The 18073-nt window shown below is 66.4% G+C and carries 15 protein-coding genes; 4 read left to right on the top strand and 11 right to left on the bottom strand.

The genetic code is table 11. The features are described 5' to 3' along the window. Positions 1 to 4: 4 nt before the first annotated feature. From scpA to HHL27_RS12405, 4 genes are all read right to left on the bottom strand, one after another. Entirely contained in the window at positions 5 to 2149 is a 2145-nt protein-coding gene (gene scpA / locus HHL27_RS12420; RefSeq protein ID WP_169493751.1) for a methylmalonyl-CoA mutase, read from the bottom strand. A 40-nt stretch (positions 2150 to 2189) separates the two neighbouring features. Beyond that, on the bottom strand, positions 2190 to 2630 hold the full coding sequence (gene mce / locus HHL27_RS12415; RefSeq protein WP_169493984.1) for a methylmalonyl-CoA epimerase: 441 nt from the start codon (positions 2628 to 2630) through the stop codon (positions 2190 to 2192). 70 nt (positions 2631 to 2700) lie between these two features. Continuing rightward, positions 2701 to 3879, bottom strand: a complete 1179-nt coding sequence (locus tag HHL27_RS12410) for an acetyl-CoA C-acyltransferase family protein (RefSeq protein ID WP_169493750.1) — start codon at positions 3877 to 3879, stop codon at positions 2701 to 2703. Between the two features lie 88 nt (positions 3880 to 3967). After that, a complete protein-coding gene (locus HHL27_RS12405) occupies positions 3968 to 5494 on the bottom strand; it encodes an acyl-CoA carboxylase subunit beta (RefSeq protein WP_169493749.1) in 1527 nt (508 codons plus the stop codon). A gap of 116 nt (positions 5495 to 5610) precedes the next feature. Here HHL27_RS12405 and HHL27_RS12400 point away from each other — a divergent pair, with 116 nt between their 5' ends. Next, the gene (locus HHL27_RS12400) at positions 5611 to 7020 is read left to right on the top strand and encodes a helix-turn-helix domain-containing protein (protein ID WP_169493748.1); all 1410 of its coding nucleotides are present in this window, start codon (positions 5611 to 5613) and stop codon (positions 7018 to 7020) included. A 144-nt stretch (positions 7021 to 7164) separates the two neighbouring features. After that, positions 7165 to 7578 carry an endonuclease domain-containing protein gene (locus HHL27_RS12395; RefSeq protein WP_169493747.1) on the top strand — a complete coding sequence of 138 codons (414 nt, stop codon included), beginning with the start codon at positions 7165 to 7167 and terminating at the stop codon, positions 7576 to 7578. Positions 7579 to 7707: 129 nt separating this feature from the next. On the opposite strand, the gene sucD is transcribed toward HHL27_RS12395, so the two are convergent. Next, the gene (gene sucD, locus HHL27_RS12390; protein WP_169493746.1) at positions 7708 to 8592 is read right to left on the bottom strand and encodes a succinate--CoA ligase subunit alpha; all 885 of its coding nucleotides are present in this window, start codon (positions 8590 to 8592) and stop codon (positions 7708 to 7710) included. Between the two features lie 3 nt (positions 8593 to 8595). Next, positions 8596 to 9795, bottom strand: a complete 1200-nt coding sequence (sucC, locus tag HHL27_RS12385) for an ADP-forming succinate--CoA ligase subunit beta (protein WP_169493745.1) — start codon at positions 9793 to 9795, stop codon at positions 8596 to 8598. 261 nt (positions 9796 to 10056) lie between these two features. On the opposite strand from sucC, the gene HHL27_RS12380 reads away from it, so the two are divergent. Then, positions 10057 to 10839 carry a 3'(2'),5'-bisphosphate nucleotidase CysQ gene (locus tag HHL27_RS12380; RefSeq protein WP_169493983.1) on the top strand — a complete coding sequence of 261 codons (783 nt, stop codon included), beginning with the start codon at positions 10057 to 10059 and terminating at the stop codon, positions 10837 to 10839. 3 nt (positions 10840 to 10842) lie between these two features. On the opposite strand, the gene HHL27_RS12375 is transcribed toward HHL27_RS12380, so the two are convergent. After that, positions 10843 to 11838, bottom strand: coding sequence for an aldo/keto reductase (locus tag HHL27_RS12375; protein ID WP_169493744.1), 996 nt, complete (start codon positions 11836 to 11838; stop codon positions 10843 to 10845). A 91-nt stretch (positions 11839 to 11929) separates the two neighbouring features. Continuing rightward, positions 11930 to 12622, bottom strand: a complete 693-nt coding sequence (locus HHL27_RS12370) for a YiaD family glycine zipper/OmpA-like lipoprotein (protein ID WP_169493743.1) — start codon at positions 12620 to 12622, stop codon at positions 11930 to 11932. Positions 12623 to 12800: 178 nt separating this feature from the next. Between HHL27_RS12370 and HHL27_RS12365 the strand changes: the two genes are divergently transcribed. Continuing rightward, entirely contained in the window at positions 12801 to 14120 is a 1320-nt protein-coding gene (locus HHL27_RS12365; protein WP_169493742.1) for a CNNM domain-containing protein, read from the top strand. A gap of 168 nt (positions 14121 to 14288) precedes the next feature. On the opposite strand, the gene HHL27_RS12360 is transcribed toward HHL27_RS12365, so the two are convergent. The 3 genes from HHL27_RS12360 to ileS are packed head-to-tail and all read right to left on the bottom strand — an operon-like array spanning position 14289 to position 18072. Further along, entirely contained in the window at positions 14289 to 14708 is a 420-nt protein-coding gene (locus HHL27_RS12360; RefSeq protein ID WP_169493741.1) for a DUF3035 domain-containing protein, read from the bottom strand. Continuing rightward, positions 14708 to 15226, bottom strand: coding sequence for a signal peptidase II (gene lspA, locus HHL27_RS12355; RefSeq protein WP_169493740.1), 519 nt, complete (start codon positions 15224 to 15226; stop codon positions 14708 to 14710). Before lspA ends, HHL27_RS12360 begins: the two co-directional genes overlap by 1 nt. Further along, complete coding sequence (gene ileS / locus HHL27_RS12350; RefSeq protein WP_169493739.1) at positions 15223 to 18072, bottom strand: isoleucine--tRNA ligase; 2850 nt, start codon at positions 18070 to 18072, stop codon at positions 15223 to 15225. The genes lspA and ileS overlap by 4 nt, the downstream gene beginning before the upstream one ends. Between the last annotated feature and the right edge of the window lies 1 nt (position 18073).

The following is an 18073-nucleotide window of genomic DNA, read 5'->3' as shown; positions in this document are numbered from 1 at the left end:
GCGCTTACTCCGCCGCTGCCAGTTCTTCGCCCGCAGGCGGCATGTTGTGACCGAGGAGGCGCAGCATGTCGGCTGCGCATTCGACGACGTTCGAGCCGGGGCCGTAGATGCCCTGGACCCCGGCTTCACGCAGGAAGTCGTAGTCCTGCGGCGGGATCACGCCGCCGGCGACGACCTTGATGTCGGCGCGGCCGGCAGCTTTCAGGTGGCCGATCAGCTCGGGGATCAGGGTCTTGTGCCCGGCGGCAAGACTCGAAGCGCCGACCGCGTCGACGTTGTTTTCGAGCGCCAGCTTGGCCGCTTCTTCCGGCGTCTGGAACAGCGGGCCGCTGGTGACGTCGAAGCCCATGTCGCTGAACGCCGAGGCGATCACGTTGGCGCCGCGATCGTGTCCGTCCTGGCCCATCTTGGCGACGAGCATGCGGGGCTTGCGGCCCAGGCGGCGGGTGACGGCTTCCACGCCGTCGAGGACCTGCTGGTAACGCGAGTCACCGGCATAGGCCGCGCCATAGACGCCCTTGACCGGGGTGGGGAACGTGCCGTGGCGGCCGAACACGATTTCCATCGCGTCGGAGATTTCGCCCAGCGTCGCGCGGTGGCGGGCAGCCTCTACCGCGAGTTCAAGCAGGTTGCCGCCGGTCTTGGCGCCTTCGGTCAGCGCGTTCAATGCGGCGCGGCATTTGGTTTCGTCGCGCGTTTCGCGCACGCGCTTGATTCGGGCGATCTGCGCTTCGCGGACGACGTGGTTGTCGACTTCGAGCGTTTCCAGCTGGTCTTCGTTGGCGAGGCGGTACTTGTTGACGCCGACGATCACGTCTTCGCCGCGGTCGACGCGGGCCTGGCGGCCGGCGGCGGCTTCCTCGATCATCGCCTTGGGCCAGCCCGCCGACACCGCCTTGGCCATTCCGCCTTCGGCTTCGACGCGCTCGATGATCTCCCACGCCTTGTCGACCAGTTCCTGGGTCAGCGCCTCGATGTAGTACGACCCGCCGAGCGGATCGACCACGTTGCACATGCCCGTTTCTTCCTGGATCACGATCTGCGTGTTGCGCGCGATGCGGGCCGAGAAGTCGGTCGGCAGCGCGATCGCTTCGTCGAGCGCGTTGGTGTGGAGCGACTGCGTGCCGCCCAGCATCGCGGCCATCGCCTCGATCGTGGTACGGATGACGTTGTTGTAGGGGTCCTGCTCCTGCAAGCTGACGCCCGAGGTCTGGCAGTGGGTGCGCAGCATCTTGCTGCGTTCGTCCTTGGCGCCGAGCTTGGTCATCACGCGGTGCCACAGCACGCGCGCGGCGCGCAGCTTGGCCACTTCCATGAAGAAGTTCATGCCGATGGCGAAGAAGAACGACAGGCGCCCGGCGAACTTGTCGATGTCGAGGCCCGAGGCGACGCCGTACTTCACGTATTCCATGCCGTCGGCGATGGTGAAGGCCAGCTCCTGCACCTGCGTCGCGCCGGCTTCCTGCATGTGGTAGCCGGAGATCGAGATCGAGTTGAACTTCGGCATCTCGCGGCTGGTGTAGCCGAAGATGTCCGAGATGATCCGCATGCTGGGTTCGGGCGGGTAGATGTAGGTGTTGCGGACCATGAACTCCTTCAGAATGTCGTTCTGAATGGTTCCGTCCAGCAGCTTGCGGTCGACGCCCTGTTCCTCGCCCGCGACGATGAAGAAGGCGAGGATCGGGATCACCGCGCCGTTCATGGTCATCGAAACCGACATCTGGTCGAGCGGGATGCCGTCGAACAGGATCTTCATGTCTTCGACGCTGTCGATGGCGACGCCCGCCTTGCCCACGTCGCCCACCACGCGCGGGTGGTCGCTGTCATAGCCGCGGTGCGTGGCAAGGTCGAAGGCGACCGACAGGCCCTTCTGCCCCGCCGCCAGGTTGCGGCGATAGAAGGCGTTCGATTCCTCGGCGGTGGAGAAGCCTGCGTACTGGCGGATGGTCCACGGGCGGCCGGCGTACATCGAGGCGCGAACGCCGCGCGTGAACGGGGCGAAGCCGGGCAGGCCCGGATCGGCGGTCACGTCCTCGGCCGTGTAGAGCGGCTTGACGGTGATCCCTTCCGGGGTCTGCCAGTTGAGGTCCTTGCCCTTCACCTCCTTCGAGGCGGCGGCCTGCCAGTCGGCCAGTGTCTTGTCGGTCATCGCGCGTCGGTTCCTGATGCGTGGAGCTGCGGCAATCGGCTCAGTGATGCCCGTCCTTGGGCGTTTCCATGATTTCGGTCAGCTGTCCGCCCATGTCCTTGGGGTGGACGAAGAAGATCAGCGTGCCATGCGCGCCGATGCGGGGTTCTCCCAGCACGCGCTTGCCCTGGGCTTCGAACCAGGCCTTGGCTTCGTGGATATCGGGCACTTCGTAGCAAAGGTGGTGCTGGCCACCCAGCGGGTTGGCGGCGAGCCACTTGCCCACGGCGCTGTCCGGGCTGGTCGGCTGGATCAGCTCGATCTGGGTGCCATTGGTGCCGTTCTCGCCCGGCGTGTTGACGAAGCACACGCGCACCTGCTGGCTTTCCAGCACGAACGGCTCGGTGATGTCGCTCGCGCCCATCACGTCGCGATAGAACGCGATCGAGGCGTCGATGTCCGGCGTTGCGACGCCGACGTGGTTCAACCGTCCCAGCTTCATCGTCATCTCCCTTTGCCCGTTGCGGGCTGGAGCCGCGCCGTCCTTGCGGACGGGCGGCCCCGCATGTTCCTCAAACCCGTTCGACCACCATGGCGATGCCCTGGCCGCCGCCGATGCACATCGTGATCAGGCCATAGCGGCCGCCGATGCGCTGCAGTTCATAGATCGTCTTGACCGTCAGGATCGCGCCGGTGGCGCCGATCGGGTGGCCAAGGCTGATGCCCGAACCGTTGACGTTGGTCTTGGCCGGATCGAAGCCCAGTTCCTTGGCGACGCCACAGGCCTGCGCCGCGAAGGCTTCGTTCGACTCGATCACGTCGATCTGGTCCAGCGTCAGCCCGGCGCGCTGCAGGGCCACCGGCACCGCCTTGACGGGACCGAGGCCCATGACGTTCGGCTCGACGCCCGCGTGCCCCCAGGCAAGGATCTTGGCCAGCGGCTTGAGGCCCTTTTCCTCGACCGCCTTGCCGCTCGCCAGCACGACCGCGCCCGCGCCGTCGTTGAGGCCCGAGGCATTGCCCGCGGTGACCGTGCCGTCCTTCTTGAACACCGGACGCAGCGACGCCATCGATTCAAGGCTGGCATCGGCGCGGAAATGTTCGTCGGTGTCGAACACGACCGTGCCCTTGCGGGTCTTGATCTCGACCGGGACGATCTGGTCCTTGAAATAGCCGTTAGCGACGGCGTTCGCCGCGCGCTTGTGGCTTTCGACGGCAAGGGCGTCCTGCTCCTCGCGGCTGACCGAGAGGCGTGTCGCGACGTTTTCGGCCGTCACGCCCATGTGGATGTTCTCGAACGGATCGTGCAGCGCGCCGAGCATGGCGTCCATCAGCACCTGATCGCCCATCTTCTGCCCGTTGCGCGCGGTCAGGATCATGTGCGGCGCGTTCGACATCGATTCGGCACCGCCAGCGACGGCAATGTCCTGTTCGCCCAGCGCGATCCCCTGCGCGGCCGAAACGATCGCCTGCAGGCCCGAACCGCACAGGCGGTTGACGTTCATCGCCGGCGCCTCGATCGGAATCCCTGCGTTTACTGCGGCGACGCGGCTGACGTAGACGTCCTTGGGCTGGCTGGCGACGACGGTGCCGATCACCACGTTCTGCACGTCGGCCGGCGCGATCCCGGCGCGCTCGATCGCCGCCTTGATCGCAATCGTGCCAAGCTCGGCCGGACGCAGCGAAGCGAGACTGCCGCCGAACGAGCCGATGGCGGTGCGTGCGCCCGAAACGATGTAGATGTCGGTCATGTCTTGTCCTTTGAAGGCTGGGAAGTCCGGACCCACCTAGGCCCGGACGGCCCTTGCGTCCCCTCGCCCAAGCGAGAGGCCACCCCGCTTACAGCGGGATGTTGTCGTGCTTCTTCCAGGGGTTCTCTAGGCTCTTGTTGCGCAGCTTGCGCAGGCCCAGCGCGATGCGGCGGCGGGTCGAATGCGGGTGGATCACCTCGTCGACGAAGCCCTTGCTCGCCGCCACGAACGGGTTGGCGAAGCGGTCCTCGTATTCCTTGGTCTTGACCGCCTGCTCTTCGGTCGAAAGGCCGCGGAAGATGATCTCGACCGCGCCCTTGGCACCCATCACCGCGATTTCGGCGGTAGGCCAGGCGTAGTTGAGATCGCCGCGCAGGTGCTTCGAGGCCATGACGTCGTAGGCGCCGCCATAGGCCTTGCGGGTGATCACAGTGATCTTCGGCACGGTCGCTTCGGCATAGGCAAACAGCAGCTTGGCGCCGTGCTTGATGATGCCGTTATGCTCCTGCGCGGTGCCCGGCAGGAAGCCCGGCACGTCGACGAAGGTCAGGATCGGGATCTCGAACGCGTCGCAGAAGCGCACGAACCGCGCCGCCTTTTTCGAGCTGTTGATGTCGAGCACGCCCGCCAGCACCATCGGCTGGTTGGCGACGACGCCCACGGTCTTGCCTTCGATGCGGCCGAAACCGCAGATGATGTTGCCGGCGTGCTTGGGCTGGATCTCGAAGAATTCGCCCTCGTCGAGCGTCTTCCGGATAACCTCGTGCATGTCGTAGGGCTGGTTGGCCGATGCCGGGATGATCGTGTCGAGGCTGGGCTCGAGCCGGTCATAGGGGTCCGAGGTGGGGCGCTCGGGCACGCCGGTGCGGTTCGACTGGGGCAGGTAGTCAAAGAATTCGCGCACCTGCAGCAGCGCTTCGATGTCGTTCTCGCAGGCGAGGTCGGCGACCGAGGTCTTGGTCGTGTGCGTGACCGCCCCGCCCAGTTCTTCCTGGGTCACGATCTCGTTGGTCACCGTCTTGACCACGTCGGGGCCGGTGACGAACATGTAGCTGCTGTCCTTCACCATGAAGATGAAGTCGGTCATCGCAGGGCTGTAGACCGCACCGCCCGCGCAGGGGCCCATGATCAGGCTGATCTGCGGGACCACGCCCGAAGCATTGACGTTGCGCTGGAAGATTTCGGCATAGCCGCCGAGCGAGGCGACGCCTTCCTGGATGCGGGCGCCGCCCGAATCGTTGAGGCCGATCACCGGCGCGCCGACCTTCAGCGCCATGTCCATGATCTTGCAGATCTTCATCGCGTGGCGTTCGGACACCGCGCCGCCGAAGACGGTGAAGTCCTGGCTGAACACGAAGACGAGGCGGCCGTTGATCGTGCCCGAACCGGTGACGACGCCATCGCCCGGGATGACCGTGTTGGGCATGCCGAAATCGACGCAGTTGTGTTCGACGTAGGCGTCCACTTCCTCGAAGCTGCCTTCGTCGAGCAGCACTTCGAGGCGTTCGCGCGCGGTCAGCTTGCCCTTGGCGTGCTGGGCATCGATGCGCTTCTGACCGCCACCCATGCGGGCGGCTTCGCGGCGCTTTTCCATCTCGGCAATGTTCGCGGACATAAACCCTCTGCCCTTCAGATCTCGTAAGTGTGCGCCGGACTGGCCGATTTGGTTCGCGCTGTCCAATGTAATGCTGCAAAGTTGCAAAGCGGCACTTTGCAAACTAGCCTAGAGCGATGGCGAACAAGCGAATCTTTGCGGGCGAACCCTTACGCTCGCTGCGGCAAAGGCGAGGGCTGCGGCAGGCCGAAATGGCGGCGACGCTGGGCATTAGCGCGAGCTACCTTTCGCAGCTTGAAAACGACGAGCGGCACCTGACCCCGGCGCTGGCCGATGCGCTGGCGAGCGCCTTCCCGATCGACTGGGCCGACCTTGCCCCGGCCGATGCCGACACGATTGCCGAGGGCCTGCGCAGCGCGCTGGCCGATCCGCAGCTTTCAACGCAAGTGCCGGGCGAACAGGCCGAGCGGCTGGCGCGGCAGTTCCCGGCCTTTGCCCAGGCCTTCGTCGAATTGCACGGCCTGCACGCGCGCAGCCGCCAGCGGCTGGAGATGATGGACGAAACCATCGGCGCGAGCCTTGCGGCGGGCGGTCGCCTGCCGTGGGAGGAAGTGCGCGACTGGTTCCACCTCGCCAACAACTACGTCGACCGGATCGACCGCGATGCCGAACGGCTGGCGTACGAGATCGCGGGCGACGAAGCCTCCCCGCGCGTGCGCACGATGCAGCAATGGTTGCGGCAGGCGGGCGTCGGCGTCGAATGGAAGAGCGGAGGCCCGATGCGCCGCTTCGACGAGGCTGCGCGGGCGATCCAGCTGGACAGCAACCAGCCGCTCGAATCCGGGCGCTTCCAGCTGGCCTACCAGGTCGCCGCGCTGGCGCTTTCGGACCAGATCGCGGCCATCGTCGCCGAAGCGCCGCTGCGGACGGAGGCGGCGCGCCACCTGCTGACCGTCGGCCTCGGCAACTATGCCGCGGGCGCGCTGCTGATGCCCTACGAACGGTTCCGCAGCGCCGCGCGCACGCTGCGGCACGACGTCGACCGCCTGCGCCAGCTGTTCCACACCAGCTTCGAACAGTGCTGCCATCGCCTGTCCACCCTGCAGCGCCCGCAGGCGCGCGGCATTCCGGTGTTCTTCGCCCGCGTCGACATGGCCGGCAACATCACCAAGCGCCATTCGGCCACGCGCCTTCAGTTCGGCCGTTTCGGCGGCGCGTGCCCCTTGTGGATCGTGCACGAGGCGGTCGCCATCCCCGACCGCATCCACGTCCAGCTCGCCGAAATGCCCGACGGCATCCGCTATGTCTCGATTGCCAAGGGGCTGGTGAAGCCATCGGGCAGCTTCTACCGCCCGCCGCGCCGCTATGCCGTGGTGCTAGGCTGCGAAGCGGCGCTGGCCGACGAATTCATCTACGCCGACGGGCTCAACCTGCGCAGCGAGGACGCCGTCACCCGGATCGGCATATCCTGCCGCATCTGCCCCCGCGACGCCTGCGACCAGCGCGCCTTCCCGCCCAGCGACCGGGGCATCGCGGTCGACCCCAGCCAGCGTGATCTGGTGCCGTACCGGGTGGTGGAGGGGTAGCGCGGCGCTGCGAAATTACCCCTCCGTCATCGCATTCGCGCTGCCACCTCCCCTTCCAGGGGAGGAACACCAAAGCGGAAGCAGTTTCACTCGCCTGTACCGATGAGCCCGATCATGCTCCCCTGAAAGGGAAGGATTTGGGTGATGCTTCATGGACCGAAGCCGACCCAGCGGCGTGCGGCGCACCTGCGGAAGGCGATGTCGCTGCCCGAAGTGCTGCTCTGGCGCCAGTTGCGGCTGCGGCCCGAAGGGCTGAAGTTTCGGCGCCAGCATCCGGCGGGGCGCTTCGTCCTCGACTTCTTCTGCGCCGAAGCCAAGCTGGCGATTGAAGTTGACGGTTATGCTCATGACATGGGCGAAAAGTCCGAGCACGACCGCATCCGCACGTTATGGCTGGAGAACCAGGGCATCCGGGTACTGCGGATCGCCGCTGCTCGCGTGATCGCCGATCCGGTCGCGATAGCCGAAGCTATCGCAAAGCAGGCTCTGCACGGCTGGCTCGATCATCCTCCCCTGGAAGGGGAGGGGGACCGCCCGCAGGGTGGTGGAGGGGTATAGAGTTGGCGCAACCCCGTTACCCCTCCGTCAGCCTCCGGCTGCCACCTCCCCTTCCAGGGGAGGATGATAAAGAAAAAGGCCGGAAGGTTTCCCCTCCGGCCTCTTTTCTTGTCGCAAGGTGCGAGGGGATCAGCCCTTCAGCACTTCGGCCAGCGTTTCGCCGAGCAGGCTCGGCGAGGGGCTGACGCGGATGCCGGCGGCTTCCATCGCGGCGATCTTGCTTTCGGCATCGCCCTTGCCGCCCGACACGATCGCGCCGGCGTGGCCCATGCGGCGTCCCGGAGGGGCCGAGCGGCCCGCGATGAAGCCGGCCATCGGCTTCTTGCGGCCCTTCTTGGCCTCGTCGATCAGGAACTGCGCGGCCTGTTCTTCGGCATCGCCACCGATTTCGCCGATCATGATGATCGACTTGGTGTCTTCGTCGGCCAGGAACAGTTCGAGCACGTCGATGAAGTTGGTGCCGTTGACCGGGTCGCCACCGATGCCGACAGCCGTCGTCTGGCCAAGGCCGATGTTCGAGGTCTGGAACACAGCTTCATAGGTGAGCGTGCCCGAGCGCGAGACGACGCCGACCGAGCCCTTCTTGAAGATGCTGCCCGGCATGATGCCGATCTTGCATTCGTTCGGGGTCAACACGCCGGGGCAGTTCGGGCCGATCAGGCGCGACTTGCTGCCCGAAAGGGCGCGCTTCACGCGCACCATGTCGAGCACCGGGATGCCTTCGGTGATGCACACGATCAGTTCCATCTGCGCGTCGATCGCTTCAAGGATCGCGTCGGCGGCACCCGGAGGCGGCACGTAGATGCACGAAGCGGTGGCGCCGGTGGCGGCCTTCGCTTCGGCGACGGTGTCATACTGCGGCAGGCCGATGTGGCTGGTGCCGCCCTTGCCGGGGGTCACGCCCGCGACCATCTGCGTGCCGTAGTCGAGCGCGGCCTGGGTGTGGAACGCGCCGGTCTTGCCGGTCATCCCCTGGGTGATGACCTTGGTGTTCTTGTTGACGAGAATCGACATGGTTCAGGAAACCTTCCGGACTTCGGCCACGATCTTCTGAGCGGCATCGCCAAGGTCGTTGGCGGGAACGATGGGGAGACCCGAGTTGGCAAGGATGTCCTTGCCCTGCTGCACGTTGGTGCCTTCGAGACGGACGACGAGCGGAACCTGCAGGTTCACTTCCTTCGCCGCGGCGACGATGCCGTCGGCGATGATGTCGCACTTCATGATGCCGCCGAAGATGTTGACGAGGATGCCCTTCACCGCGGGGTCGCGGAGAATGATCTTGAACGCCGCGGTCACCTTCTCGGTGGTGGCGCCGCCGCCCACGTCGAGGAAGTTCGCCGGGAATTCGCCGTTCAGCTTGATGATGTCCATCGTCGCCATGGCAAGGCCGGCGCCGTTCACCATGCAGCCGATGTTGCCGTCGAGCTTGATGTAGGCGAGGTCGTACTTGCTGGCTTCGATCTCGGCCGGGTCTTCCTCGGTCTCGTCGCGCAGGGCGACGACGTCGGGGTGACGGTACAGCGCGTTCGAATCGAAGCTCATCTTGGTGTCGAGGACGAGCAGGTTGCCGTCCTTGGTTTCGACGAGCGGGTTGATCTCGAGCATGTCGCAATCCAGCGCGTTGAACGCGGTGAACAGCTGCTTGGCGATCGTGGCTGCCTGCTTGGCAAGGTCGCCCGACAGCTTGAGCGCGGCTGCCACGGCGCGGCCGTGGTGGGGCATGAAGCCCTGCGCCGGATCGACCACGATCGTGGCGATCTTTTCCGGCGTCGAGTGGGCGACTTCCTCGATGTCCATGCCGCCTTCGGTCGACACGATCAGCGCGACGCGGCCGGTGGCGCGGTCGACGACCATCGAGAGGTAGTATTCCTTGTCGATGTCGACACCGTCGGTCACGTACAGGCGGTTGACCTGCTTGCCCGCTTCACCGGTCTGCACGGTGACGAGCGTGTTGCCGAGCATTTCCTTGGCGAAAGCCTCGACTTCCTCGACCGACTTGGCGAGGCGCACGCCGCCCTTGGCGTCGGCGGGCAGTTCCTTGAACTTGCCCTTGCCGCGGCCACCGGCGTGAATCTGGGCCTTGACCACATAGAGCGGCCCCGGAAGCTGCTTTGCCGCAGCCACCGCTTCTTCGACCGTCAGCGCAGGAATGCCTGCGGGAATGCCGACGCCAAACTTGGCGAGCAGTTCCTTGGCCTGATATTCGTGGACGTTCATGCGAAGTTCCCCGCTTGGAAAAGTGTGGGAGGAGGGGCGAGCGGGGCTGATGGTCCCCCCCGCCGAAAGCTGAGTCCCGCCGCCTTAAGCACACGGTTCCCACCTTGAAAAGGGGCCTAATCATTCGACTAAAGGAAAGGGTAGGCCGCACCGGGGGTAAGCCGTGCCGTAGCTGCGCATACGAATGAGCCATTGCGCGCGCATCGCGATGCCGGCGTGAAGCTTGCGCGCCGATCGCGCTTGGCCCATCGCTTTGGGCCGATGCTCGATTACGCGGCTCTTGAACGGATCGTCCACGAAGCAGGCGCGATGGCGCTGGCGCACTGGCCCGGGCACGGCCACGCCCCTCAGGTCTGGGAGAAGATGCCCGGCGACCCGGTGAGCGAAGCGGACATGGCAGTCGACAGCTTCCTGAAGCGCGAACTCGGCGCCCTGCTGCCGTCGGCGGGCTGGCTTTCGGAAGAGACGGTCGATCATCCCGAACGGCTTTCGCGGGGCCTGTGCTGGCTGGTCGATCCGATCGACGGCACGCGCGATTTCATTCGCGGGCGGCCGGGCTGGTGCGTCTCGGTCGGACTGGTCAGCGCCGGGCGGCCGCTGATCGGGATGCTGAGCGCGCCGGCGCGCGGCGAGTTCTGGAGCGCCACGGCGGGGCAGGGGGCGCGGCGGAACGGCAAGACGCTCGCTTCGAGCAAGCGGGCCATGCTGCCGGGCGCCAGGGTGCCGGCCGATGCGCTGGCCAAGGCCGACCGCGACCTGGTGCTGGTCGAAAAGCCCAATTCGATCGCGCTGCGCATCGCCATGGTGGCCGCGGACGAGGCCGACCTGCTCGCCACGCTGCGCTGGGGCTTCGAATGGGACATCGCCGCCGCCACGCTGATCGCGCGCGAGGCGGGAGCGGCGGTCAGCGATGCCTTCGGCGCGCCGCTTGATTACAACAAGCGCGATCCGCGCGCGTTCGGCCTGCTCGTCACCGCGCCCGCGATCCACGGCGCGGCGGTCGACAGGCTGGCCGAACGGGCGGCGCGGCTGGTCGGCGAATAGCTCTCAGGCAAAGTCCTCGGTGTCGATGGTCGATAGCATTGCCGCCGCATAGCGATGGCCGGCAACGGTCTGCTGGTTGATCAGCGCATCGACTTGCGCCGCGACGTCGGCCGGAATCGCCCAGTCCCAGCGGGCGATGTTTTCTTCCAGGTGCGGGATCTTCGCGGTGCCGGGGATCGCCACGACATGGTCGCCGCGCGACAGCACCCAGGCGAGCGAAAGCTGGGCGGCGGTAACCCCGGCGCGCGCGGCGATCTGCGCGAAGTCCTGCAGCAGCTTGCGGTTGGTTTCCCAGTTTTCACCCTGAAAGCGCGGCATCGCGCGGCGGATGTCCTTTTCCTCAAGCCCGTCGGGCTCGGGCAGGGTATCGGTCAGCGCGCCACGGCCGACAGGGGAAAAGGCGACGAACGTGGTGCCGGTTTGCGCGCAGGCGTCCAGCACGGCGATTTCGGCCTGCCGGGTCCACGGCGAATATTCGGTCTGCATCGCGGCGATGGGATGGACCGCACAGGCCTTGCGCAGCGTGTCGGCGGACATTTCGGACAGGCCGATCGCGCCGATCTTTCCCTCCTCGATCAGTCGCGCCATCTCGCCGACCGAATCCTCGATCGGCACGGTGAAGTCACGCCGGTGCATGTAATAGAGATCGATGTGGTCGGTCTGGAGCAGGCGGAGCGAGGTCTCCAGCTCGCTTCGGATGGTCGCTGGGGCGCAGTCGATCCCGCGCTTTTCGCCGCTGGCGAAGATGCCCATCTTGGACGCGAGGAAGACCTTGTCGCGACGCCCCTTGAGCGCTTGGCCCACCAGCGTCTCGTTGTGGCCCAGGCCATAGAGGCGGGCGGTATCGAAGTGATCGTAGCCAAGGTCGATGGCGCGGTGGAGCAGGGCGATGCCATCTGCATCCGAAGGGCGGCCGCCATAGGCCCAGCTGAGCGACATGCAGCCAAGGCCGATCGGATTGGTCAAACGGCCGGCAATGGGACGGGGCTTGATGGACACGGGGGCAATCTCCTTTGCCCCGCGCCGATGCCAGCCGGGCGACCTGACGGTCAACCCGGCTGAAACAAAGGTATGGTGCGTACCGCCGGGCTTACTGGCCCGAACGGGCGCGGGCGACGTCGTCCTGGCTGATCGGCACGATCTTGATTTCGACGCGGCGGTTGGCGGCGCGGCCTTCCACGGTGTCGTTCGAGGCGACCGGCTGGCTTTCACCGAAGCCCTGGCTGCGGATGCGCGAGGCCGAGACGCCGCGGCTCGAAAGATACGAGGCAACGGCCTGCGCGCGGCGTTCCGAAAGCTGTTGGTTGTAGGCGTCCGATCCGGTCGAATCGGTGTAGCCGTACACGTCGATCAGCGAGTTCGGGTAGTCGGTCAGCGACTGCGCAACGCGGTCGAGCGTGTCGCGGAAGGCGGGCTTGATCGCGGTGGAATCGGTGTCGAACGTCACGCCGTTGGGCAGGTTGACCAGGATCGCCGTGCCGTTGTCGGTGGGCGTAACGTCGATGCCCGAACCGGCGGTCTGTTCGCGCAGCTGCTTGATCTGCTTGTCCATGTTGTAGCCGACCGCGGCGCCAGCCACGCCGCCGATGCCGGCGCCGAGGATGCGGCCGGTCTTGCCGCCGATCAGGCCGCCGAGCAGCGCGCCACCCAGCGCACCGCCGAGGCCGCCGATCGCGGTGCGCGAAACCTTGCGCTCACCGGTGTTGGGGTCGGTCACGCATGCCGAAAGGCTGACCAGCGACACGGCGCACAGGCCGGAGACGAAAACCCGACGAAACTTCATTACTCTTCCCCTTCGGTTATCCTTGCGTCCGGCCAGAGGCTAGCCCCGGCCGGAGCGGAACCCAAGCATTACGCCGCTGTGCGCTGAACGGTTCCCGAACGGCACGCGCCAAGAGCAGGGCCGGCGGGTGCAACAGGGGCCTTCGCGCGCCTGTGCAAATCTGCTAGGCGCCAAAGTCGTGACACCGTTTCCCTGGCCAGACGCCTTCATCATCGTTGGCCTCGTCGTGCTCAACGGCCTGTTTTCCATGTCGGAACTGGCGATCGTCTCGGCGCGCCCGGCGCGGCTCAAGGTGCTGGCCGATGGCGGCAGCGGCGGCGCGCGCACCGCGCTGACGCTGGCATCCGATCCGGGCAAATTTCTTTCGACGGTGCAGATCGGGATCACCCTCGTCGGCATCGTCGCGGGCGCCTATTCGGGATCGAGCCTGGGCGGACCCGTCGGCGAAAGGCTGGCCGCGCTGGGCGTGCCGCAGGCCTACGCCGCCAATGCGGGCTTCGTGCTGGTGATCGCGATCACCACCTATCTCAGCCTCGTCGTCGGCGAACTGGTGCCCAAGCAGCTGGCGCTGAAAGCGGCGGAACCGATCGCGGTGATGGCGGCGCGCCCGATGGTGATCATGTCGCAGGTCACCGCGCCGTTCGTCTGGGCGCTCGACCGGTCGTCGGGCCTGATCATCCGCCTGCTCGGCCTGACGCGCGGCAGCGAACAGGAAGTCACCGCCGAAGAACTGCAGATGATCTTCGCCGAAGCGACCCGTTCGGGCGTGATCGAGGAAGACGAGCGCGCGCTGATGACCAGCGTGATGCGCCTTGCCGAACGCCCCGTGCGCGAAGTGATGACGCCGCGCACGCAATTGCACTGGATCGCGGTCGACGCGCCGGAGCAAGACTTGCACGAAGCGATCGAGGACAGCCCGCATTCGCTGCTGCTGGTTGGCGAAGGCTCGGTCGATACCATCGTCGGCGTGGTCAAGGTGCGCGACGTGCTGTCGGTGCTGCTGCGCGAAGGGGCGGTCACGCTGCCCGCGCTGATGAAGAAGCCCGCGATCGTGCCCGACCAGCTCGATACGATGGACGCGTTGCGCGTGATCCAGCAGGCCGAGGTGGCGCTGGCGCTGGTGCACGACGAATACGGCCATCTCGAAGGGATCGTCACCCCGGCGGACCTGCTTTCGGCCATCGCCGGCAACTTCGTGGCCCACGGCGATGAAGGCGACGAGCCGATGGTGACCGAACGCGAGAACGGATCGCTGCTGCTGTCTGGTGCACTGCCCGCCGATGCCATGGCCGACCGGCTGGAGATCGATCTGCCCGAGGATCGCGACTATGCCACCGCCGCCGGGTTCGTGCTGTCGGTGCTCAAGCGGCTGCCGGCCGAAGGCGACCACTTCCACGACCAGGGCTGGCGCTTCGAGGTGGTCGACATGGACGGCCGCAAGATCGACAAGCTGCTGGTCGAGCGGGCAAGCCCCGAGGAAGCCGGCGCGGACGGCTAGGGCCGCTGTGCCCGCCCCACTTTCGCCAATCCAGAACCGCGCGTCCTGAGCCTGTCGAAGGACTGACCTTCGTTCGGGCGGGCGGGTGATTGTGGGCTAGCTTGGCGCCACGCACAAAAAACCCCGCGTCTCGGCGGGGTCTTTCGTTCAGCCTTGTGGCGGAGGCTGTCAGCCCTTGCCGGGGACGCCGGCCTGCGCGGCCTGGCCATCGCCTTCGGGCGCGGCGAGGATGTTCTGCACGGCAGCGCCCTTGGCCACGGTGCGGGTTTCGGGATCGCCCACGGTCGAGCGGATGCCGACTGCCGAGGCGCCGGCCTTGCCCAGCGCGTCGGTTTCGACCGCGCTGCGCGGTGCCGGGCCGCCGAACAGGGCATCCAATGCCTGCTTCGAGCTGTCGACATCCTGCGGGCGCGGGGCGCCGGGGTTCGGCGGGGTCAGCGCGAAATCGGGCGGCACCACCAGCGGCGCCTGGCGCGTCACCGCGAATTCGTCGGGACGGGCACGATTGAACAGGGACCCACCGGCGCCGCAAGCGGACAGCGCGCTCGCTCCGATCGCGAGCAGGCAGAGGGCAGCGGCTTTACGCATCAATTCGTCTCCGTGGGCACAGGGTTACCCGACGCGGGCTTTTCGCGCGAAAGCAGCGAGCGGGCAAGCAGTATCAGGACACCGATGGTGATGGCCACATCGGCAAGGTTGAAGATCAGGAACGGGCGCCATTCGCCGATGTGAAAATCGGCATAGTCGATAACGAAGCCCACGGTCAGCCGGTCGCGGATGTTGCCGAGCGCGCCGCCCAGCACGAGGCCCAGCCCGAACACGTCCCAGCGCGCCCTTTCCAGCCACAGCCAGACGAGCACCCCGCTGGCGATCAGCGCGGTCACCGCGACCAGGCCGAAGCGCATTTCCGCCGAGCTTGCCGTGAACATGCCCAGCGACACGCCATAATTGCGGGTGAATCGCAGGTCGAAGAAGGGCAGGAGATGGATCGAGCCGAGGTTGATCAGGTCGAGCGGGCCGACCACGATCCACTTCACCAGCTGATCGAGAACGAACACCGCGAACGCGGCGCCCAGTCCCAGGGCGCGCAAGGCGCCCCGCGTCATGCCAGCGCTCCCGGAACCTGCGCCACGACATCGCTGCAGCGATCGCACAGGTCGCCGTCTTCCGCCACTTCGGGAAGATGGCGCCAGCAGCGGCCGCACTTGTGGTCAGAGGTCCGGGTCACGGTCACGTCATCGCCCTGCCCGCGCACAACTGTCCCGGTGATGAACAGCTCTGCCAGATCGGCCTGCGGCGCGCTCTGGGGCACCGTAACGGTGGCTTCCAGGCCCGATCCGAGCACCTTTTCCCGGCGCAGCGGCTCGATCGCTTCGTTGACGGCGGTGCGAAGGGCGCGCAGCTCGGTCCAGCGATCGACGTCGACGGTCGATACCGGCAGTTCGGGCCAGGTCAGCAGGTGGACGCTGTCGCCTTGCGGATAGCGCGACTGCCAGACCTCTTCGGCGGTGAACACCAGCACCGGTGCGGCATAGCGCACCAGCGCGTGGAACAGCACGTCGAGCACGGTGCGATAGGCGCGGCGCTTGGCGTCCGAAGGCGCATCGCAATAGAGGCTGTCTTTGCGGATATCGAAGAAGAACGCCGACAGATCCTCGTTGCAGAACTCGGTCAGCGCGCGGACATAGGTGTTGTAGTCGAAGTCGGCGACGGCCTGACGCAGCGTCGCATCGAGCCGTTCGAGCAGCACGAGCATGTAGCGTTCCAGCTCGGGCATGTCGGCCACGGGCAGGCGCTCGGCTTCGTCGAACCCGTCGAGCGCGCCCAGCAGGTAGCGGAAGGTGTTGCGCAGCTTGCGGTACTGGTCGGCGACCCCCTGCAGGATCTCCTTGCCGATGCGGTGATCCTCGGTGAAGTCCACCGACAGCGCCCACAGCCGCAGGATGTCCGCGCCGTAATCGCGCATCAGGTCGAGCGGGCTGATGGTGTTGCCCAGCGACTTGGACATCTTCATGCCCTTCTGGTCCATGGTGAAGCCATGGGTCAGAACCGCCTTGTAGGGCGCATGGCCCCGCGTGGCGCAGGCTTCGAGCAGCGAGGACTGGAACCAGCCGCGATGCTGGTCGCTGCCTTCGAGATAGAGATCGGCGCGCGGGCCGGTCCAGCCTTCGGGCCGCAGCAAGTCAGGCCAGCGCCCGCTTTCGAGCACGAAGGCATGGGTCGATCCAGAATCGAACCACACGTCGAGAATGTCGGTGACGCGCTCGTAATCCTCGGCGCGATAGGCATCGCCCAGGTATTCCTGCGCCCGTTCATCGTCCCAGGCATCGACGCCTTCGGCCAGGATCGCGGCCACGATGCGGGCGTTGACCGCCGGATCGGCCAGGTACTGGCCGGTCCTGCGATCGACGAACAGCGTGATCGGCACGCCCCAGGCGCGCTGGCGCGAAAGCACCCAGTCGGGCCGGCCTTCAACCATCGCGCCGATGCGGTTGCGGCCCTTTTCGGGAACGAAGCGGGTGTCGGCAATGGCCTGCAGCGCGGTTTCGCGCAGCGTCTTGGCCTCGCCCACTTCGCGCAGAGCGGCTTCGAGCGGGTCGACGCCGTCCTCGTGCGCCAGCGGCAACGGACGGTCCATCGGCACGAACCACTGCGGGGTGCAGCGATAGATCACCTTGGCCTTCGAACGCCACGAATGCGGGTAGGAGTGCTTGTAGTCGGCGCTCGCCGCGACAAGGCCACCGGCCGCGCGCAGGTCTTCGCAGATCGGGCCGTCGGGCGCGTTGAACTTGGGGTTGATGACGCTGCCCTGGCCGCCCAGCCAGCCCCAGTCTTCGCGGTACTTGCCATCGCCCTGCACCGCGAACACCGGCTCGATGCCGTTTTCCTTGCACAGCGCGAAATCGTCCTCGCCATGGTCGGGCGCCATGTGGACGAAGCCGGTGCCCGAATCGACCGTGACGAATTCGCCGGCCAGCATCGGGCGGGGACGGGCGAAGAAATCGCCCAGGTGGTGCATCGGATGGCGCAGCTTCGCGCCTTCGAAGGCCACGCCCTTGATCATGAAGTGCAGGTCGTGGCTTTCGTGGCCCAGCCGCTGCATGAAGCCCGCAACCAGCGGCTCGGCGACAAGGTAGCGCCGGCCGTCAGCCTCGATCAGGTGGTAGTCGATGTGCGGGCCATAGGCGACCGCCTGGTTGACCGGGATCGTCCACGGCGTGGTCGTCCAGATCACCACGTAGGCGCCGACGAGATCGGGATCGCCCGCCTCGATTACCTCGAACGCCACGTCGATCTGGGTCGACACGATGTCCTCGTATTCGACTTCGGCTTCGGCGAGCGCGGTCTTTTCCACCGGCGACCACATCACCGGCTTGGCTCCGCGATAGAGCTGGCCGCTTTCGGCAAACTTGAGCAGCTCGCCCACGATGGTGGCTTCGGCCTGGAAGTCCATCGTCAGGTAGGGATGGTCCCAATCGCCCAGGATGCCCAGCCGCTTCAACTGTTCGCGCTGCACGTTGACCCAGTTCTGGGCATAGGCGCGGCATTCGGCGCGGAATTCCTTCGGGGGAACCTCGTCCTTGTTCTTCTTCTTCTTGCGGTATTCCTCCTCGACCTTCCATTCGATCGGAAGACCGTGGCAGTCCCACCCCGGAACATAGGGCGCGTCCTTGCCGGCCAGGCTCTGCGTGCGGCAGACCATGTCCTTGAGGATGTGGTTCAGCGCATGGCCGATGTGCATGTCACCATTGGCGTAAGGCGGGCCATCGTGGAGGATGAACTTTTCCGCACCCGCGCGCGCATCGCGCAAGCGGCGGTACAGGTCCTGCTCCTGCCAGCGCGCCAGAATGCCCGGCTCCTTCTGCGGCAGGCCTGCCTTCATCGGGAAGTCGGTCTTCGGCAGGAAGACGGTCGGACGATAGTCCGGCTTTTCGGGGCGCTGGTCAGTCATA

Source organism: Novosphingobium olei (assembly GCF_012927405.1).
GTDB classification, from domain to species: domain Bacteria; phylum Pseudomonadota; class Alphaproteobacteria; order Sphingomonadales; family Sphingomonadaceae; genus Novosphingobium; species Novosphingobium olei.
Note: the sequence above shows the minus strand (reverse complement) of the source record. Positions and strands in the feature narration are given on the sequence as shown.

Bases quoted from the DNA above. Each gene is read 5' to 3' on its own strand.
- HHL27_RS12405 (WP_169493749.1), bottom strand. From the start codon at position 5,494: ATGTCCGCGAACATTGCCGAGATGGAAAAGCGCCGCGAAGCCGCCCGC.
- sucD (WP_169493746.1), bottom strand. From the start codon at position 8,592: ATGTCGATTCTCGTCAACAAGAACACCAAGGTCATCACCCAGGGGATG.
- sucC (WP_169493745.1), bottom strand. From the start codon at position 9,795: ATGAACGTCCACGAATATCAGGCCAAGGAACTGCTCGCCAAGTTTGGC.
- HHL27_RS12410 (WP_169493750.1), bottom strand. From the start codon at position 3,879: ATGACCGACATCTACATCGTTTCGGGCGCACGCACCGCCATCGGCTCG.
- HHL27_RS12400 (WP_169493748.1), top strand. From the start codon at position 5,611: ATGGCGAACAAGCGAATCTTTGCGGGCGAACCCTTACGCTCGCTGCGG.
- HHL27_RS12395 (WP_169493747.1), top strand. From the start codon at position 7,165: ATGCTTCATGGACCGAAGCCGACCCAGCGGCGTGCGGCGCACCTGCGG.
- mce (WP_169493984.1), bottom strand. From the start codon at position 2,630: ATGAAGCTGGGACGGTTGAACCACGTCGGCGTCGCAACGCCGGACATC.
- scpA (WP_169493751.1), bottom strand. From the start codon at position 2,149: ATGACCGACAAGACACTGGCCGACTGGCAGGCCGCCGCCTCGAAGGAG.
- HHL27_RS12370 (WP_169493743.1), bottom strand. From the start codon at position 12,622: ATGAAGTTTCGTCGGGTTTTCGTCTCCGGCCTGTGCGCCGTGTCGCTG.
- ileS (WP_169493739.1), bottom strand. From the start codon at position 18,072: ATGACTGACCAGCGCCCCGAAAAGCCGGACTATCGTCCGACCGTCTTC.
- lspA (WP_169493740.1), bottom strand. From the start codon at position 15,226: ATGACGCGGGGCGCCTTGCGCGCCCTGGGACTGGGCGCCGCGTTCGCG.
- HHL27_RS12360 (WP_169493741.1), bottom strand. From the start codon at position 14,708: ATGCGTAAAGCCGCTGCCCTCTGCCTGCTCGCGATCGGAGCGAGCGCG.
- HHL27_RS12380 (WP_169493983.1), top strand. From the start codon at position 10,057: ATGCTCGATTACGCGGCTCTTGAACGGATCGTCCACGAAGCAGGCGCG.